18 protein-coding genes are annotated in these 16,009 nt (G+C 74.4%); 8 read left to right on the forward strand and 10 right to left on the reverse strand.

Annotation, left to right across the window (positions count from 1 at the left end; genetic code table 11):
• Positions 1-28 precede the first annotated feature (28 nt).
• Together ACFVVL_RS09300 and ACFVVL_RS09305 are read right to left on the reverse strand one after the other, a co-directional pair.
• Complete coding sequence (locus tag ACFVVL_RS09300) at positions 29-1,339, reverse strand: hypothetical protein (RefSeq protein WP_387672826.1); 1,311 nt, start codon at positions 1,337-1,339, stop codon at positions 29-31.
• 341 nt (positions 1,340-1,680) lie between these two features.
• Positions 1,681-1,920, reverse strand: a complete 240-nt coding sequence (locus ACFVVL_RS09305) for a chaplin (protein WP_380293167.1) — start codon at positions 1,918-1,920, stop codon at positions 1,681-1,683.
• Positions 1,921-2,394: 474 nt separating this feature from the next.
• Between ACFVVL_RS09305 and ACFVVL_RS09310 the strand changes: the two genes are divergently transcribed.
• The 3 genes from ACFVVL_RS09310 to ACFVVL_RS09320 all read left to right on the forward strand — a co-directional run bounded on the left by ACFVVL_RS09310 (position 2,395) and on the right by ACFVVL_RS09320 (position 3,524).
• Positions 2,395-2,637 carry a chaplin gene (locus ACFVVL_RS09310; RefSeq protein WP_380293169.1) on the forward strand — a complete coding sequence of 81 codons (243 nt, stop codon included), beginning with the start codon at positions 2,395-2,397 and terminating at the stop codon, positions 2,635-2,637.
• A 111-nt stretch (positions 2,638-2,748) separates the two neighbouring features.
• A complete protein-coding gene (locus ACFVVL_RS09315; RefSeq protein ID WP_380293171.1) occupies positions 2,749-3,036 on the forward strand; it encodes a chaplin in 288 nt (95 codons plus the stop codon).
• A 119-nt stretch (positions 3,037-3,155) separates the two neighbouring features.
• On the forward strand, positions 3,156-3,524 hold the full coding sequence (locus ACFVVL_RS09320; protein ID WP_380293173.1) for a hypothetical protein: 369 nt from the start codon (positions 3,156-3,158) through the stop codon (positions 3,522-3,524).
• Between the two features lie 123 nt (positions 3,525-3,647).
• On the opposite strand, the gene ACFVVL_RS09325 is transcribed toward ACFVVL_RS09320, so the two are convergent.
• Complete coding sequence (locus ACFVVL_RS09325; RefSeq protein ID WP_380297448.1) at positions 3,648-4,304, reverse strand: hypothetical protein; 657 nt, start codon at positions 4,302-4,304, stop codon at positions 3,648-3,650.
• 310 nt (positions 4,305-4,614) lie between these two features.
• On the opposite strand from ACFVVL_RS09325, the gene ACFVVL_RS09330 reads away from it, so the two are divergent.
• The 3 genes from ACFVVL_RS09330 (at position 4,615) to ACFVVL_RS09340 (ending at position 5,772) form a co-directional block, all read left to right on the forward strand.
• A complete protein-coding gene (locus ACFVVL_RS09330; RefSeq protein ID WP_380297446.1) occupies positions 4,615-4,959 on the forward strand; it encodes a rodlet layer protein in 345 nt (114 codons plus the stop codon).
• 82 nt (positions 4,960-5,041) lie between these two features.
• A complete protein-coding gene (locus ACFVVL_RS09335) occupies positions 5,042-5,386 on the forward strand; it encodes a rodlet layer protein (RefSeq protein WP_380297444.1) in 345 nt (114 codons plus the stop codon).
• Positions 5,387-5,508: 122 nt separating this feature from the next.
• Complete coding sequence (locus ACFVVL_RS09340; RefSeq protein ID WP_380297442.1) at positions 5,509-5,772, forward strand: hypothetical protein; 264 nt, start codon at positions 5,509-5,511, stop codon at positions 5,770-5,772.
• 81 nt (positions 5,773-5,853) lie between these two features.
• Here ACFVVL_RS09340 and hemB read toward each other — a convergent pair whose 3' ends face one another.
• The 7 genes from hemB to ACFVVL_RS09375 all read right to left on the reverse strand — a co-directional run bounded on the left by hemB (position 5,854) and on the right by ACFVVL_RS09375 (position 13,256).
• Positions 5,854-6,834, reverse strand: coding sequence for a porphobilinogen synthase (gene hemB, locus ACFVVL_RS09345; protein ID WP_387672834.1), 981 nt, complete (start codon positions 6,832-6,834; stop codon positions 5,854-5,856).
• Between the two features lie 76 nt (positions 6,835-6,910).
• Positions 6,911-8,581 (reverse strand): uroporphyrinogen-III synthase, encoded by a 1,671-nt coding sequence (locus ACFVVL_RS09350; RefSeq protein ID WP_380297438.1) that lies wholly within the window; start codon positions 8,579-8,581, stop codon positions 6,911-6,913.
• A complete protein-coding gene (gene hemC / locus ACFVVL_RS09355) occupies positions 8,578-9,591 on the reverse strand; it encodes a hydroxymethylbilane synthase (protein WP_380297436.1) in 1,014 nt (337 codons plus the stop codon). The genes ACFVVL_RS09350 and hemC overlap by 4 nt, the downstream gene beginning before the upstream one ends.
• 41 nt (positions 9,592-9,632) lie before the next feature.
• Entirely contained in the window at positions 9,633-10,970 is a 1,338-nt protein-coding gene (locus tag ACFVVL_RS09360) for a glutamyl-tRNA reductase (protein WP_387672839.1), read from the reverse strand.
• A gap of 31 nt (positions 10,971-11,001) precedes the next feature.
• Entirely contained in the window at positions 11,002-11,889 is an 888-nt protein-coding gene (locus ACFVVL_RS09365) for a redox-sensing transcriptional repressor Rex (protein WP_380297432.1), read from the reverse strand.
• A 101-nt stretch (positions 11,890-11,990) separates the two neighbouring features.
• On the reverse strand, positions 11,991-12,794 hold the full coding sequence (locus ACFVVL_RS09370) for an exonuclease domain-containing protein (RefSeq protein ID WP_380297430.1): 804 nt from the start codon (positions 12,792-12,794) through the stop codon (positions 11,991-11,993).
• Positions 12,795-12,971: 177 nt separating this feature from the next.
• The gene (locus ACFVVL_RS09375) at positions 12,972-13,256 is read right to left on the reverse strand and encodes a glutaredoxin family protein (RefSeq protein ID WP_380297428.1); all 285 of its coding nucleotides are present in this window, start codon (positions 13,254-13,256) and stop codon (positions 12,972-12,974) included.
• 118 nt (positions 13,257-13,374) lie between these two features.
• Here ACFVVL_RS09375 and ACFVVL_RS09380 point away from each other — a divergent pair, with 118 nt between their 5' ends.
• The gene (locus tag ACFVVL_RS09380; protein WP_387672843.1) at positions 13,375-14,370 is read left to right on the forward strand and encodes an HAD-IB family hydrolase; all 996 of its coding nucleotides are present in this window, start codon (positions 13,375-13,377) and stop codon (positions 14,368-14,370) included.
• A 635-nt stretch (positions 14,371-15,005) separates the two neighbouring features.
• The gene (locus tag ACFVVL_RS09385) at positions 15,006-15,776 is read left to right on the forward strand and encodes an ECF subfamily RNA polymerase sigma factor, BldN family (RefSeq protein ID WP_387673181.1); all 771 of its coding nucleotides are present in this window, start codon (positions 15,006-15,008) and stop codon (positions 15,774-15,776) included.
• The last annotated feature ends 233 nt before the right edge of the window (positions 15,777-16,009 follow it).

A 16,009-nucleotide genomic window follows, 5' to 3' on the forward strand; every position in this document is an offset into this window, starting at 1 on the left:
GGTTACGCGGCCCCGCGGCGCCGACTCCCTACGGGATGCCGAGCTCGAACAGCGCGTACCCCGCGTACCAGCCGGCCGCCACCGCCGGCATCGCGACCAGGCCGCCCAGCGTCGACGGCCGCAGCCGGCGCAGCGCCACCGCCAGGCCGATGAACAGCGGGAAGGCCGGCAGCAGGTAGCGCGAGATGTTGCCGTAGATCTGGTTGCTGCTCAGCGCCAGGACGACGGTCAGCAGCGTGTAGAGCACCAGGACCAGCGGCGGCCGCAGCCGGAGCAGCAGCACCAGCAGCCCGGGCAGGGCGATCAGCAGGCCCACCGCGATGAGGTCCGGCGCCGGGTTGGACTGCCAGAACGTCCAGTGCCCGGTGACCGTGTCCAGGGTGCTGCGGGCGGTGGAGGCGCCCCAGTCGAAGTAGCGGTTCCAGGCGCCGCGCTGGAGCTTGAAGTACCCCGTCCAGTCGCCCATCCGCCAGCCGACCCAGGCGACGTAGCCGAGCAGGCCCCAGGGGGTGATCAGCATCGCGGTCAGCGGGCGGGCCACCCCGTCGGTGCGCCGCACCAGCGCCACCAGGGCGGAGATCGAGACGGCGGCGATCAGCGCGGCCGCGGTCGGCCGGTTGAGGCCGGCCACCAGGGCCAGCACGCCGGCGGCGAGCCAGTTCCGGGTCATCACGCAGTAGCAGGCCCAGGCCGAGAGGGCGACGAACAGCGAGTCCGAATAGACCGCCCACTCCACGCCCGAGCCGGGGAACAGGCCCCAGATCACCGCCGCGATCACCCCGGCCCGGAAGCCGCCGAGCCGCTCGGCGACGGCGAAGATCCCGGCCGCCGCCACGAAGGAGGCGAGCACCGAGACGACGATGCCCGAGCCGTACGGGCCGAGCCCGGTGACCGCCCCGACCAGCCGCATCAGCCACGGGTAGAGCGGGAAGAACGCGGAGGAGTTCTCGTAGTAGGTGGCCAGCGGGTAGCCGTGCAGCGGGATCAGCTGCGGGTCGTAGCCGTTCTCGGCGATCCGCTGGTACCAGATGCCGTCCCAGGTGCCGAGCACGTCCCAGGGCCGGGCGCCGCCGCCGCGCCCCGGGTCCTTCTTCAGGAAGTCCTCGGTGTGCGAGAGCAGGAGCAGGAAGACGGTCAGGCCGGTCGCCTTGACCACCGCGTACGCGCCGAGCGCGGGCGCGTAGCGGTCCACCGCCGCGCCGAACCGGCCCGGGGCCCGCCCCGCCGCCGACACGGCCGTGGCGCCCGACGCCTCGGGCGCCTCGGGCGCCTCGGACGTCTCCGGCGTCTCCGGTGCCTCCTGGGCGTCCCGGGGAGGGGTGGCGGACGACGGGGACACGCCCGCGCCACCGCCCGACGATCCGGTGCTCGATGCCGCGCTCATCAGCTCTGGTACTCCCCGCCCCACTCGTGACCGGTGCGCGCCGACCGACACCGCGGCGCCGGGCGAGCCTACGGCACCGCCGTCGCCGGGCGGAGGGGGAGCCCACCCGGCGGACGGGCGGCGGGTCGGGGACGGATCAACCGCGCAGGTGGGCGGTGCCGGGCCCGGTGGGCCGCCGGCGCCGGGCCGGGGCACCGGTGCCGGCGGCCGGCCCCGGAAACGCCGAGAGCCGCCACCTCGCGCCCCAGGAGGGAGACACGGAAGCGGCGGCTCGCACCGGCCGGACTCGCGGCTGATCAGCCGGCGTTGACGCAGGTGTTGCCGAAGGCCGGGTTCAGGATGCCCACGATGTCGATGGTGTTGCCGCACAGGTTGACCGGGATGTGCAGCGGCACCTGGATCTGGTTGCCGGAGACGACACCGGGGGAGCCCGCGGCGACGCCCTCCGCGCCGGAGCTGGCCAGCGCGGTACCGGCGCCGGCGGCGACGATGCCGACCACAGCGGCGCCGACGACGGCCGTCTTCTTGATGCTCATGGGAGCCTCCTGACTGTTCGACAGAGATGCACGGGGAGTGCGACATCTCCAACGAGACCCCCTCGGGCCGGTTGCGACGGCACCCCCACTGTCACCCGTCCGGAGGAACGCGGCCCCGGCGCCGGGCAATCGGGTGACACCCGTATCCGACCGTTTCCCCCGGCGCCCTGCCTCGTTCTCCAGTCGGAACACGCTTCACGCCCCGCTACGACGAGGAGATCCGCCGCCGGTCCAAACCCGTCCGGAATTCTCCCGGTCGTGCGTCGACACGAATGCTTCCCGGCCGTGCGGGAATCGTTCGAGGCGCACGGTGCCGCGGCGGCCGCTCATCGCCCGAGCCATGGGCGAAACGCGCCATCTGGGCCACCCGAGTGACAATCACGGCATTCCCAGAAGCCAACGGGCCAGGATTTCCCCTCGCCCGGCTCCCGACTATTTCCACAGACGGTCGGGAAGAATACGGAGGAAGAACACATGCGTCACGTCAAGAAGACCGCCGCCCTGTCGATCGCCACCGCCGGCCTGGTGGTCGGTGCGGCCGGCGGCGCGTTCGCCAGCTCCGGCGCCGAGGGTGTCGCCGCCAACTCCCCCGGTGTGATCTCCGGCAACCAGATCCAGGTGCCGGTCCACGTGCCGATCAACCTCTGCGGCAACACCATCAACATCATCGCGCTGCTGAACCCGGCGTTCGGCAACACCTGCGTCAACGCCGGCTGAACCGGTGGCCGCCGAGCCGGCGGCCGCGGCTCCACCGCACCCGCGCCGCACCCCGCCACCGGGCGGGGTGCGGCGCGCTCAACCCGTGTGTGATCGAGGAGATCAACCCCCATGCAGAACGTGAAGAAGGCCGTCGTCCTCTCCGCCGCCGCTGCCGGCCTGGTGCTGGGCGCGGCGGGTGGCGCCGCCGCCAGCGCCGGTGCCGAGGGCGTCGCCGCCGGCTCCCCCGGTGTCATCTCCGGCAACCAGCTCCAGATCCCGGTGCACATCCCGGTCAACCTGTGCGGCAACTCCATCAACCTGATCGGTGTGCTGAACCCGGCGTTCGGCAACACCTGCATCAACGGCGAGGTCCCGCAGCAGCACGAGCACGTCGAGCACGTCGAGGACGACTGCTGATTCCGATCGGCACGCGTTCCGCCCGCACTGCCCCCCGGCCCGTCGGCCGGGGGGCGGTTCGGCGTACCCGGGCACGGTCCGCGAGCCCGGGGAACCCCTCCCTCCGAAGGTGAAGACGCATGGTTTCGAAGAAGAGCGGGGCCGGCCTCGCCGCCGCCCTGGGCGCCGCGATGCTGCTCGGCGGCGCGGGCGCGGCGCACGCGGCCCCGACCGGGGGCGGCGCCGCCCTGGCCAAGACCGACCTCGCCCAGGCGCTCGGCGGCACCACCACCGGCCTCGGCTACGGCATCGCGCCGCTCAAGGACCTGCGGCTGGACCCGTGGGCCAACTCCTCCGCCGACGTGCTGAACAACGGGGCGACCGTCCAGCCGGAGGGCTCCGGGCTGGCGCCGGTCGGCACCGACCTCCTGACCGGCCCGCTCAGCGCCGGCGGCGGTCCGCGCGACCTGCCGCTGGTCGGCGGCCTGCTCGGGGCGCTGCCCGGCTGAGCCGCCACGACCCGCGAGAGCCCGGCACCCCGTCGTGAGGGGGTGCCGGGCTCTCGCCCGTCCCGGGGAGTCCCGGGGCGTCCCCGGGGATCCCGAGGCGCCCTGGGCGTCCTGGGCGTCCTGCTAGGCCTGCGCCAGGCCCGCCAGGCCGGTCTCCGAGACGACGCCGGTGGTGGTGGCGGTCGCGGTGGCGGCCAGGGTCCCCAGCGAGTCGGTGACCGAGATCCGCTCGTCCTCGTTGCCCAGGGAGGCCTTGGCCCCGGGCACCGCCTGGACGGCTCCGGTGATCAGCCGCGGGTCGATCTCGTCCAGCTTGAGCCGGCCGTCGGCCAGCTGGCCGGTGCCGTCCTCGACGAGCGCGAGCGGCTTGCCGATGCCGACCGCGGGGGTGTCGGCGTGCAGCGGCGCGGCCGGGGCGTCCAGCAGCAGTTCGCCGAGGTCGGCGCTGCGGTCGACCAGCGGCAGCGGCAGCTCGGCCTTCGCGGTCGGGGCGACCTTGCCGATGCCGAGCGCCGGCACGATGCGGTCCGGGATCAGCGCGTCCCCGGTGGTGTGGGCGGGCGGCGGCGGCATCAGCAGCGAGGTCGGGATGCCGCCCGAGATCCGGCTGTCCAGCGGCGCCAGCGGGATGTCCACCGGTACCTGCTGGGTGGCCAGCTGGTCCTCCAGCGCCCCGACCTGCTCGGGGCTGACGGGGGCGGCGGAGGCCGCCCCCTGGGAGGCGAGCACGCCCGCACCGACCGCCAGCAGCATCGCGCCGGCCCGCTTGGAGAACCTCATGCTTTTCACCGTTCTGCCTGTCCGTACTGGAGATCAAAGAGGGAGTCGGCCGCGCGGGCGCGACCGAAAGCAATGGGCTCAACGAGCGACCGGCGCCCCCGATGGCGGCGGTTAACCGGTTCGGGTTAATAATCCGACCGGAATCTCTCCACCGCCGCGCCTCCCGGACTCTTTTCCGGAATCCCCGTAACCTTCCGAGCCGTGATTCTTTGATCTGGACGTCAGTGACCGCAGACCGGGTCTGAGCGTTGAACGCGTTGTACGCACGGAAACCGCACGGAAACCGAGCTTTTCAGAGAGGGATCTCCTCATGATCCAGAAGTCCTTCGCCGCCGCCGGCCTGGCCGCCGCGGCGCTGGCCGCCGCCGCCACGCCGGCCTCGGCCATCGGCGACGCGGACGGCGCCGCCGGGTCGTTCCAGGGCAACGGCGGCACCAACTTCACCGGCACCGTCGGCAACCACAGCCCGAACTTCCACTTCCTGGACAACGCGAACGTCTGCCTGCCCGAGATCCACAACATCGCGGTCGGCGTGCTCGGCGTCGCCGTCCCGGTCGAGGTCCCGATCGCGAACAGCGGTGGCAAGCAGTACTGCACCCAGGGCCAGGGCACCCAGAGCCACGGCGACGCGGGCGTCTCGCACCTGATCGGCTGACCCGCCCGTCCCGGCAGAGTCACAACCCGAACCGACCACCTTCGAATCGCTCCCCGATTCACCCCCCGAGAGGAACACCGAAATGATCAAGAAGTCCCTCGCCGCCGCGGGCCTGGCCGCCGCCGCCATCGCGATGTCCGCGGGCTCGGCCGGCGCCATCGCCGACTCGGACGGCGCCGCCGTCTCCGCCCAGGGCAACGGCGGCACCAACCACACCGGCACCTACGGCGACCACAGCCCGAACTCCCACGTGCTGGACAACCCGAACATCTGCCTGCCGGAGATCCACAACGTCGCGGTCGGCATCATCGGCATCGCCGTGCCGATCGAGGTCCCGGTCCTCAACAGCACCCCGAAGCAGATCTGCAACGTGGGCCAGAACACCCAGTCCTCGGGCGACGCGGGTGTCTCGCACCTGATCGGCTGATCCAGCCGCACGGCGCGACGGAGGGCCCGGGGACGTCTGGTCCCCGGGCCCTCCGGGCGTTCCGACGGCACCCCCCAAGGCAGAGCGTCCGCACCGGGCGCTCCGGAAGAAAGGGCAGATCCATGAAGAGCATGCTGGGCAAGATCACCCTGACCGCGATCGGCGCGCTGGCGCTGGCCGGCGTCGCCGCCCCGGCGGCGTCCGCGCACGTCGGCGTGGCCGGCGGCGGCGGGTTCGTCGCCTCCGCCGACCCGGTGTTCGCGGCCGGCGGGGGCGGCGGCATCGCCCACACCTCGCACATCGAGGCCGGCGAGTTCGGCGGAGGTGCCGCCACCTCCACCGCCCTCTTCGGCGGTGGCGGCGGCTTCGCCCACCTCGGCGACTGACCGGACGCGCGCACGAAGGCCGGGTCCCTCCCGTCGGAGGGGCCCGGCCTTCGGCGTGCGCGGGTGCTGCCGCGGCAGCCGCTACTTCAGCAGCGCGGCGGCCTCGACGGCCCAGTAGGTGAGGATCTGCTCGGCGCCGGCCCGGCGGATCGAGGTGAGGGTCTCCAGGATGGTGCGCTCCCGCTCGATCCAGCCGTTGGCGGCGGCGGCCTCGACCATCGCGTACTCACCGGAGATCTGGTACGCGGACACCGGCACCGGGGAGGCGTCGGCGACCTGCCGCAGCACGTCCAGGTAGAGCATGGCGGGCTTGACCATCACCATGTCGGCGCCCTCGGCGAGGTCCAGCTCCAGCTCGCGCAGCGCCTCCCGGGCGTTGGCCGGGTCCTGCTGGTAGGTCTTGCGGTCGCCCCGGAGCGAGGAGTTGACGGCCTCGCGGAACGGCCCGTACAGGGCGGAGGCGTACTTGGCGGTGTAGGCGAGCACGGCCACGCCCTGGTGCCCGGCCTCGTCCAGGGCCCGGCGGATCACGGCGATCTGGCCGTCCATCATGCCCGAGGGGCCGACCATGTGGACGCCGGCCTCGGCCTGGACCACGGCCATCTCGGCGTAGCGCGCCAGGGTGGCGTCGTTGTCCACGCTGCCGTCCGCGGCCAGCACGCCGCAGTGGCCGTGGTCGGTGAACTCGTCCAGGCAGAGGTCCGACATGACCACGAGCCGGTCGCCGACCTCGGCGACCACGTCGCGGATCGCCTGCTGGAGGATGCCCTCCGGGTTGGTCCCCTCGGAGCCGGTGGCGTCCTTCACCTCGGGCAGGCCGAACAGCATGATGCCGCCGATCCCCGCCTCGGCGGCCTCCACCGCGGCCTTGCGCAGGGAGTCCCGGGTGTGCTGGACCACGCCGGGCATCGACGAGATCGGCTTCGGCTCGGTGATCCCCTCACGCACGAAGGCGGGCAGGATCAGCTCCGCCGGGTGCAGCCGGGTCTCGGCGACCAGCCGGCGCACCGCCGGGGTCGAACGGAGCCGGCGGGGGCGGACGTACGGGAATTCAGCGGACACGGCTTCTCTCTCCGGACGATGGTGCGATGCCGGGGGCGGCGGTCGGGCCGCCCCCGGTCCCTGGTGCGGCGCCGCGTCAGCGCGCCGCCTTGCGGCGCGAGCCGGGACGGCGCTCGCTGGGGCGGTAGACCGGTTCGCCCGCGGCGGTCGCGGTGTCCCGGCGCTTGGCCCCGAAGTCCGCCAGGGCCTGGGCCAGCGCGGCCGCCGACGGCGCCGGGGCCATCACGTCGACCCGCAGGCCGTGCTCCTCGGCGGTCTTGGCGGTGGCCGGGCCGATGCAGGCGATGACGGTCACGTTGTGCGGCTTGCCCGCGATGCCGACCAGGTTCCGCACGGTCGAGGACGAGGTGAACAGCACCGCGTCGAAACCGCCGCCCTTGATCGCCTCACGGGTCTCGGCCGGCGGCGGCGAGGCGCGCACCGTCCGGTACGCCGTCACGTCGTCGACCTCCCAGCCCAGCTCGACCAGGCCGGCCACCAGGGTCTCGGTGGCGATGTCGGCGCGCGGCAGCAGCACCCGGTCGATCGGGTCGAACACCGGGTCGTACGGCGGCCAGTCCTCCAGCAGCCCGGCCGCGGACTGCTCGCCGGAGGGCACCAGGTCCGGCTTCACGCCGAAGTCCACCAGCGCCTGCGCGGTGGTCTCGCCGACCGCCGCGACCTTGATCCCGGCGAACGCCCGGGCGTCCAGGCCGTACTCCTCGAACTTCTCGCGCACCGCGCGCACCGCGTTCACCGAGGTGAAGGCGATCCACTCGTAGCGGCCGGTGACCAGGCCCTTGATCGCCCGCTCCATCTGCTGCGGGGTGCGCGGCGGCTCGACCGCGATGGTCGGCACCTCCTGCGGCACCGCGCCGTAGGAGCGCAGCTGCTCGGAGAGGCCGTGCGCCTGCTCCTTGGTGCGCGGCACCAGCACGTTCCAGCCGAACAGCGGCTTGGTCTCGAACCAGGAGTGCGAGGCGCGGTGGGCGACCTGCTCGCCGACCACGGCTATCACCGCGGTCGCCGGGTCGACCGGGGCGGAGACCGGGGAGGGCAGCACCCGGGCGGCCTTGAGGTCCGCCGCGATGGAGGCCAGGGTCGCGGTGAAGGTGCGCTGGCGGGTGGTGGTGCCGGAGAGCGTCGCGCTCAGCGCGGAGTCCGGCTTGCGGCCGTTGGACACCAACGCGTTGGCGGTGGCCGGCAGCTGGCCCAGGGTGGTGCGCACCACCAGGGTGGTCTCCGGCGCGCCCAGGTCCACCGGGGAGCCGGCCAGCAGCGCCGCGGCCTCCACGAAGCGGACGTCGGTGCCGGCCGCGCCGCGCAGCGGCACGCCCGCGTAGGCCGGCACGCCGACCGACTGGGCGACGCCCGGGATCACCTCGAAGGCGATCCCGGCACCGGCGCAGCCGAGCATCTCCTCGGCCGCGCAGCCGTCCAGGCCGGGGTCGCCGTCGACGGTCCGCACCACGTGCTTGCCGGACCGCACGGCCTCGGCGACCAGGCGGGCCAGGTCGAAGTCCGGGCCCTCCGCGCCCGGGGCGTGCACCTGCACGCCGGACGGACAGTGGCTGCGCACGGCGGCGGCGGTCAGCGGGTCGGCGACCAGTACGTCGGCGGAGGCCAGCACCTCGACCGCGCGCAGGGTCAGCAGGCCCGGGTCGCCGGGGCCCGCGCCCAGGAAGGTGCAGCGGCCGGCGGAGGGGATCGTGCCCCCGAAGGGACTGTCGGCCGGGAACGGGCTGTCGGTGGCGGCGGTGGGGCTCATCGGGCTCGCTCCCCCATCAGGGCGGCCGCGCCCTCGTCGAGCAGCCGCGCGGCCAGCGCGCGGCCGAGGGCCGCCGCCTGCTGCTCGGCAGTCTCGTCGAGGACGATCGGACCGTGGGCGGACATCTTCAGCAGGGTGGCGCCGTCGGGGGTGCCGACCACGCCCTCCAGCCGCAGTTCGGTCTGGTGGTTCCAGCCGGCCAGCGCGGCGACCGGCGCGGAGCAGCCGGCCTCCAGGGTGGCCAGCAGGGCGCGCTCGGCGGCCACCGCGACCCGGGTGGGGGCGTGGTCGAGGGCCGACAGGGCGGCGGTCAGGCCGGTGTTGGCGGTGGTGCACTCGACGGCGAGCGCGCCCTGGCCCGGGGCCGGGATCATGACCTCGTGGCCGAGGTGCTCGGTGATCTCGGCGTCGCGGCCGAGCCGGTTCAGGCCGGCCGTGGCCAGCACCACCGCGTCCAGTTCGCCGGAGGTGACGAAACCGATCCGGGTGTCCACGTTGCCGCGGATCGCGACCGTCTCCAGCTGGGCACCGTTGGCCCGGGCCCAGGCGTTCAGCTGCGCCATCCGGCGCGGCGCGCCGGTGCCGATCCGGGCCGGGCGGCCCGCGCCGGCCAGCTTCTCCACCAGTTCGCCCAGCGCCAGGCCCTCGCGCGCCACCACGGCGTCACGACTGTCCTCGCGCTGCGGGACGGCCGCCAGCACCAGGCCCGCGGGCTCGGCGGTCGGCAGGTCCTTGAGGGAGTGCACGGCGAAGTCGATCCGGCCCTCCAGCAGCGCGTCGCGCAGCGCGGAGACGAACACCCCGGTGCCGCCGATCCGGGCCAGCGCCTCACGGGAGGTGTCGCCGTAGGTGGTGATCTCCACCAACTCGACGGGGCGTCCGGTGAGGCGCGTCACCTCCCGGGCGACCATGCCCGACTGGGCCATGGCGAGCGCGCTGCGCCGGGTGCCGAGCCGCAGGGGGGCCGCGGTGGCTTCCGGCGTCCGGCCGGTGAGCGGTTGACCATTCATGAGGTGATCGTCCCGGTGGTACTCGTGGGATGGCTGACGGTTCATCCGGCGCTCCCGCCCGCAGGCTGCTGGGCGCCGATCGGGGTGCCCGAGACCGCGTGCACGGCGGCCGGGTCGAGGTCGAAGAGTTCGCGCAGGGCCTCCGCGTAGGAGGCGCCGCCGGGCTCGGCGGCCAGCTGCTTCACCCGCACGGTGGGCGCGTGCAGCAGCTTGTCGACCACCCGGCGGACGGTCTGGCCGATCTCGGCGCGCGAGCGCTCGTCCAGTCCGGGCAGCCGGGAGTCCAGGCGGCCCAGCTCGGAGGCCACCACCTCGGAGGCCATCGCGCGCAGCGCCACCACGGTGGGGGCGATCCGCGCGGCCCGCTGGGCGGCGCCGAAGGCGGTGACCTCGTCGGCGACGATGCCGGTGACGGCGTCGACGTCGCCCGCGCCGGGGGTGGCGGCGTGGGCGTGCGAGAGGCTCTCCAGGTCGACCAGCAGGGCGCCGGGCAGCTCGTGCACGGCCTGGTCGACGTCACGCGGCATGGCGAGGTCGAGGAAGGCGAGCGGGGTCGAGGACGCGCGCGCGGCGACGGCGGCGGCGACGTCGTCCGCCTTGATCACCACGCCGGCCGCGCCGGTGCAGGAGATCACCAGGTCGACGTCGGCCAGCGCCTCGGGCACCTTGGCGAGCTCCAGGGTGCGGGCGACGTCGGAGCCGAGGATCTCGGCCAGCCGCTCGGCCCGGGCCGGCGTCCGGTTGGCGATCAGCAGGTCGGTCACGCCCGCGCGGACCAGGGTGGCGGCGGCCAGCGAGCTCATCGAGCCCGCGCCGACCACCAGTGCCCGCTTGCCCGCGATCTCGCCCGCGCCGACCGCGACCTGCTCCAGGCCGAAGGTCACCAGCGACTGGCCGGCCTTGTCGATGCCGGTCTCGCTGTGCGCCCGCTTGCCGACCCGCAGCGCCTGCTGGAACAGCTCGTTCAGGCCGCGCCCGGCGGTGTGCTCCTCCTGGGCCTTGGCCAGGGCGTCGCGCAGCTGGCCGAGGATCTGGCCCTCGCCGACCACCATCGAGTCCAGGCCGCAGGCCACCGAGAAGAGGTGGTGGACGGCGCGGTCCTCGTAGTGGACGTAGAGGTGCGAGGTCAGCTCCTCCAGGTCCACCCCGCTGTGGTGGGCGAGCAGCAGGGACAGCTCGGCGACGCCGGCGTGGAACTTGTCCACGTCGGCGTACAGCTCGATCCGGTTGCAGGTGTTCAGCAGCGCGGCCTCGGCGACGGTCGCGGACGCGGCCGCGTCGTGCAGCAGCCGGGTCGGCACCGCACCGGTCAGCGCGGCGCGCTCCAGCACGCCGACCGGGGCCGTGCGATGGCTCAGCCCTACGACGAGAAGACTCACGCCCGCTCCCTGGTCCCACGAATCTCGGTGCTCATGCCGGCATCACCGCGGACAGCTCGCCCTCGCCGGCGTTGCCGGGCTTGCCCTTCGCCGCCGGGTCCGCGTCCTCGGCGGCCGTGCGCGTCTTGGCGCTGCCCCCGGCGGCCCGGCGGAGCTTGGCGGCGGCGGCGCGCACCGGGCCGGGGGCCCGGTCGAGCACGGACTCGGTGCGGTCCGGCTCGTCGCCGGCCTTGCGCTGCTCGTGGAAGGCGAGGATCTGCAGCTCGATGGAGAGGTCCACCTTGCGCACGTCCACGCCGTCCGGGACGGTCAGCACGGTCGGGGCGAAGTTCAGGATGCTGGTGACACCGGCCTCGACCAGCCGGTCGCAGACCTGCTGGGCCGCGCCGGGCGGGGTGGTGATGACGCCGATCGAGACATGCTGGCTCTCCACGATGGACTCCAGTTCGTCCATGTGGCGCACGGGCAGGCCGGCCGCGCTGCTGCCGACCACGGCCGGGTCGGCGTCGAGCAGGGCGGCGACCCGGAAGCCGCGGGAGGCGAAGCCGCCGTAGTTGGCGAGCGCGTGGCCGAGGTTGCCGATGCCGACGATGACGACCGGCCAGTCCTGGGTCAGGCCCAGCTCGCGGGAGATCTGGTAGACGAGGTACTCGACGTCGTAGCCGACACCGCGGGTGCCGTAGGAGCCCAGGTAGGAGAAGTCCTTGCGGAGCTTGGCGGAGTTCACCCCGGCCGCGGCGGCCAGTTCCTCGGAGGAGACGGTCGGCACCGAGCGCTCGGAGAGAGCGGTGAGCGCGCGCAGGTAGAGGGGCAGCCGGGCGACCGTCGCCTCGGGGATTCCCCGGGCACGCGAGGGTCGGCGCGCGGCGCCCGGGTCGGGCGTCTGCGAACTGCTCTGTGGTGATCGGCCGATTGCCACGGTGCTCCTGTGGGTGAAGCTGGGCTTTGGCAGCCAGGCTATGCGTTTGTGAACGTGTGCACAAAGATGGTGTCCGATTTGTCCCCGCACAGTGATGCGCATCACGCCGTCGAGCCCATAGCACCGGCCGCTTTCCGGGCCGTCGCCGGGGGCGGTGCAGCGGGTGGCCGGGAACCGTACGGAGGACGGTCCGGCAGGTCGCGCGGGGCGGGGACGGCGGGCGGGCGGGTGACGTCGCGCGCCACCAGCGGGACCTGCTCGCCGGACGGGCGCGAGCGCGCCCGCCCCAGTCTCGGCCACGGCACCCGGGCCGCCTCCCGCAGCGGGCCGGTCCAGTCCCCCGGCGGGCAGGAGGGCGCGTCCAGGCAGTGCCGCAGCAGGCCCGCGGTGGCCCGGGCGTCGCCCAGCGCGGTGTGCGCGGCGAAGCCGCCGAGACCGGCCGCCTCCACGCAGGCCGCCAGGCCGAAACCGCGGGCCTCCGGCAGGTGGGCGCGGGCCAGCCGCATGGTGCAGAGCAGCGGCACCGGCGGCAGCGGCACCCCGATCCGGGCGAACTCGCGGTCCAGGAACGCGTGGTCGCAGGTGACGTGATGGCCGACCAGCACCCGGCCGGCCAGCAGCTCCAGCAGCCTCGGCGCGATCTCCCGGAACCGCGGGGCGCCCTCGACGTCCTCCTGCTCGATCCGGTGCACATGGGTGGGGCCGACCGGGCCCAGCGGGTCCAGCAGGGTGCAGAACTCGCCCTGCGGGCGGAGCCGCTCGTCCAGCAGCACCACGGCCACCTCGACCACCCGGTGCCGCCAGGGGCTGCGGCCGGTCGCCTCCACGTCCACCACGGCGAAGCCCCCGCGCGCGGCCGGCACCGGGGGGTCGGCGGGCGCTGCCGGGGAACGGCCGGGAAGCATGGCGGCACTCCTCGCGTGCTCAGCCCCCCATGGGCGCAAACGAGTTCGATCGTAAGCCGACCGCAGGGGGGCGCCCCAAGCCGAGCACGCGGAATCTTCGCAACGATTCGGCGAACCGCCCCCGCCGGACGGCGGGGGTCGGGGGGCACCCCCCGGCGGGCGGGGGCGCGGGCGGGGTCAGGCGCCGAGGGCGGTGCGCAGGCGCTTCTCGTCCACCCGCCAGAAGTCGTGCTGGCGGCCGTCGATCAAGGTCACCGGGATCTGCTCCCAGTAGCGCCGGTAGAGCTCCTCGTCCTGGGTGATGTCCTTCTCCTCGAAGGCCGCGCCCAGCTCGGCCGTCACCCGGACGATCACCTCCCGGGCGTCGTCGCACAGGTGGCAGCCGGGCTTGGCCACCAGGGTCACCGTCCGGTCGGCCGGCTTCGGCCCCGGGTTCTTGTCACGTCGCAGCAGTGGGCTCACCCCGCCATTGTGCGACGCCCCTACGGACCGGCCGGACACGACCTGCCTTCCGCCCGTTCACCCGCCGGGCACCCCGCCGTCACGGCTACCGCGCAGGTCGCTGGCTATGCTCGGTGACATGGCCGTGCTCCGAAGGCTCATCCCGACAAGGCGATCCACCAGCTCCCGGACCGCCCTGGCGGGCGAGGCCGCGGCCGAGGCGGCGGAGGCCGCCCTGCGGGCCGCGCCGGAGCCGCCCACCGGGGCGACGCCGCCCGCCGACGAGCCCGGCGAGGCGCCGCCGGCCAGGCGCGGCAAGGCGCCCAGGGCCCCCGAGGGCAACCACACGCCCGAACCGGACGACCCGCGCGCCGCCGCCTTCTTCGACTGCGACAACACCATCCTGCGCGGCGCCGCGATCTTCTACCTCGGCGTCGGCCTCTACCGGCGCGGCTTCCTCAGCCGCCGGGACATCGCCCGGTTCGCCTGGCAGCAGGCCTGGTTCCGGCTGCACGGCGCCGAGGACCCGGAGCACATGGCGGACGCCAAGCACACCGCGCTCGGCGTGGTGGCCGGCAAGCGGACCGCCGACCTGGAGGCGCTCTGCGAGGAGGTCTTCGAGGACGTCATCGCCGACAAGGTGTGGCCCGGCACCCGCGCGCTGGTGCAGATGCACCTGGACGCCGGGCAGCGGGTCTGGCTGGTCACCGCCGCCCCGGTGGAGGTCGCCCGGATCATCGCGGCCCGGCTCGGCATGACCGGCGCGCTCGGCACGGTGGCCGAGGCCCGCGACGGCGCGTACACCGGCCGGCTGGTCGGCGAGCTGCTGCACGGCCCGGCCAAGGCGGCCGCCGTGCGCGCGCTGGCCCGGCGCGAACGGCTCGACCTCGACCGGTGCGCCGCCTACAGCGACTCCGCCAACGACATCCCGATGCTCTCGCTGGTCGGCCACCCGTACGTGGTGAACCCGGACGGCGCGCTGCGGCGGCACGCCCGGGCGCAGGGCTGGCGGGTGCGGGACTTCCGGACCGGCCGCAAGGCGGCCCGGGTCGGCCTGCCGGCCGCCGCCGCGCTCGGCGTGGCGGCCGGCGCGGCCGCGGCCGGGGTGGCGCTGCACCGCCGGCACCGCGGCTGAGCGGGCGCACCCGGGCCGCCTCGCGGCCGGTCCGCGGCGGGCCGCGGACCCGTTCCGCGGCCGCCCGTCCGGGCGCCCCCCGCCGGGGTGAGGGCGGTCAATCCGCACGCTGACCAGGCCGCTCGTACGGGCGAACTGCCGCGCGCCGCGCGGCCGTCGGGGCCCGGCGACCGAACCCGCCACCCCGTGACCGGATCTGATCGTTCGCCCGCTCGCGAAAGTCGGGGATTATCCGACCCTCAGGCCGGGAAACCGCCCGCCGCACCGCCGAATTGGTCACCTGGCGCACCTGTTCTGTCACGTTGAGCCAGACGATCGATGACGCGTTCGGTCAGTGTCAGCCGGATTTGCACCCTTCGCGGATCTCAAACGACCACTTCGACCACACGGTGTAGCTGTCATTGCACAAAGCGTTATCCTCTCCTGGATGCACGTCACCCACCCGCCCCACGTACGACCGGGCGGGACGGGCGTGCTCTCCGCGCAGGCGGAGGTGATCCGTCCACAGTTCTGCCTCTGGGAGTCCCGTGTACCCACCCGTCCGGAACGACGCGCCTGCACCCTCCCGCCCGTCGTCCGCGCCCCTGCGCCCCTCCCGCCCCGGCCCCCGCGCCCGCGCCGTCCCGCCCCGGCAGATCACCACCGGACTGGACCTGCTGCGCAGCCTGCTCCGCAGCCGGCTCGCCGCCACCCCCCAACTGGTGACCGCCGGAGCGCCGTCCGGTCACGGACCCGCCGCCGGACCGCTGCTGCGCACCACCGCCGCCGGATCGGCCGGCGCCGGCGCGCGCGGCCGCACCGGCACCACCGGCGGCCGCGGCCGGGCCCGCACCACCACCGGCCCCGGCTACGAGACCGAGCCCAACCCGGTCATGGAGCTGGTCGAGCGGGCCCAGGCCGGCGAGAGCGAGGCCTTCGGCCGGCTCTACGACCACTACGCGGACACCGTCTACCGCTACATCTACTACCGGGTCGGCAGCCGGGCCACCGCCGAGGACCTCACCAGCGAGACGTTCCTGCGCGCGCTGCGCCGGATCGGCACGTTCACCTGGCAGGGCCGGGACTTCGGCGCCTGGCTGGTGACCATCGCCCGCAACCTGGTCGCCGACCACTTCAAGTCCAGCCGCTTCCGGCTGGAGGTCACCACCGGCGAGATGCTCGACTCCAACGAGTGCGAGCGCAGCCCCGAGGAGTCGGTGCTGGAGTCGCTCTCCAACGCCGCCCTGCTGGAGGCCGTGCGCCGGCTGAACCCGCAGCAGCAGGAGTGCGTCACCCTCCGCTTCCTGCAAGGACTCTCGGTCGCCGAGACGGCCCGGATCATGGGCAAGAACGAGGGTGCCATCAAGACCCTCCAGTACCGCGCCGTGCGCACCCTGGCCCGTCTGCTCCCGCCCGACGCGCGGTGAACGGGCGGACGTCCGGGGCGGACTCCCGGGGAACGGCAGGAGCGACGGGGGGCGGGCCGTCACCTTCCGGGGCGGCCCGACACATCCGGGTGAACGGTCGATCCGATGATCAGCCGCGCGTAACCGACCGCCCGCACCGCTCGTTGGCCAGCGTGCAAGCCTCCACCAGGCGTACGGTCAAGTCGAATTGCGACCTCTCACCCGATGGAGTGGCATGGGCTTGCCGGGGCAAC

It is taken from the genome of Kitasatospora sp. NPDC058115 (assembly GCF_042884635.1).
Lineage (GTDB): Bacteria > Actinomycetota > Actinomycetes > Streptomycetales > Streptomycetaceae > Kitasatospora.

Excerpts from the sequence above, each read along its gene's own strand:
- ACFVVL_RS09305 (WP_380293167.1), bottom strand. The coding sequence starts at position 1,920 with ATGAGCATCAAGAAGACGGCCGTCGTCGGCGCCGCTGTGGTCGGCATC.
- ACFVVL_RS09310 (WP_380293169.1), top strand. The coding sequence starts at position 2,395 with ATGCGTCACGTCAAGAAGACCGCCGCCCTGTCGATCGCCACCGCCGGC.
- ACFVVL_RS09315 (WP_380293171.1), top strand. The coding sequence starts at position 2,749 with ATGCAGAACGTGAAGAAGGCCGTCGTCCTCTCCGCCGCCGCTGCCGGC.
- ACFVVL_RS09320 (WP_380293173.1), top strand. The coding sequence starts at position 3,156 with ATGGTTTCGAAGAAGAGCGGGGCCGGCCTCGCCGCCGCCCTGGGCGCC.
- ACFVVL_RS09325 (WP_380297448.1), bottom strand. The coding sequence starts at position 4,304 with ATGAGGTTCTCCAAGCGGGCCGGCGCGATGCTGCTGGCGGTCGGTGCG.
- ACFVVL_RS09330 (WP_380297446.1), top strand. The coding sequence starts at position 4,615 with ATGATCCAGAAGTCCTTCGCCGCCGCCGGCCTGGCCGCCGCGGCGCTG.
- ACFVVL_RS09335 (WP_380297444.1), top strand. The coding sequence starts at position 5,042 with ATGATCAAGAAGTCCCTCGCCGCCGCGGGCCTGGCCGCCGCCGCCATC.
- ACFVVL_RS09340 (WP_380297442.1), top strand. The coding sequence starts at position 5,509 with ATGAAGAGCATGCTGGGCAAGATCACCCTGACCGCGATCGGCGCGCTG.
- ACFVVL_RS09350 (WP_380297438.1), bottom strand. The coding sequence starts at position 8,581 with ATGAGCCCCACCGCCGCCACCGACAGCCCGTTCCCGGCCGACAGTCCC.
- hemC (WP_380297436.1), bottom strand. The coding sequence starts at position 9,591 with ATGAATGGTCAACCGCTCACCGGCCGGACGCCGGAAGCCACCGCGGCC.
- ACFVVL_RS09370 (WP_380297430.1), bottom strand. The coding sequence starts at position 12,794 with ATGCTTCCCGGCCGTTCCCCGGCAGCGCCCGCCGACCCCCCGGTGCCG.
- ACFVVL_RS09380 (WP_387672843.1), top strand. The coding sequence starts at position 13,375 with ATGGCCGTGCTCCGAAGGCTCATCCCGACAAGGCGATCCACCAGCTCC.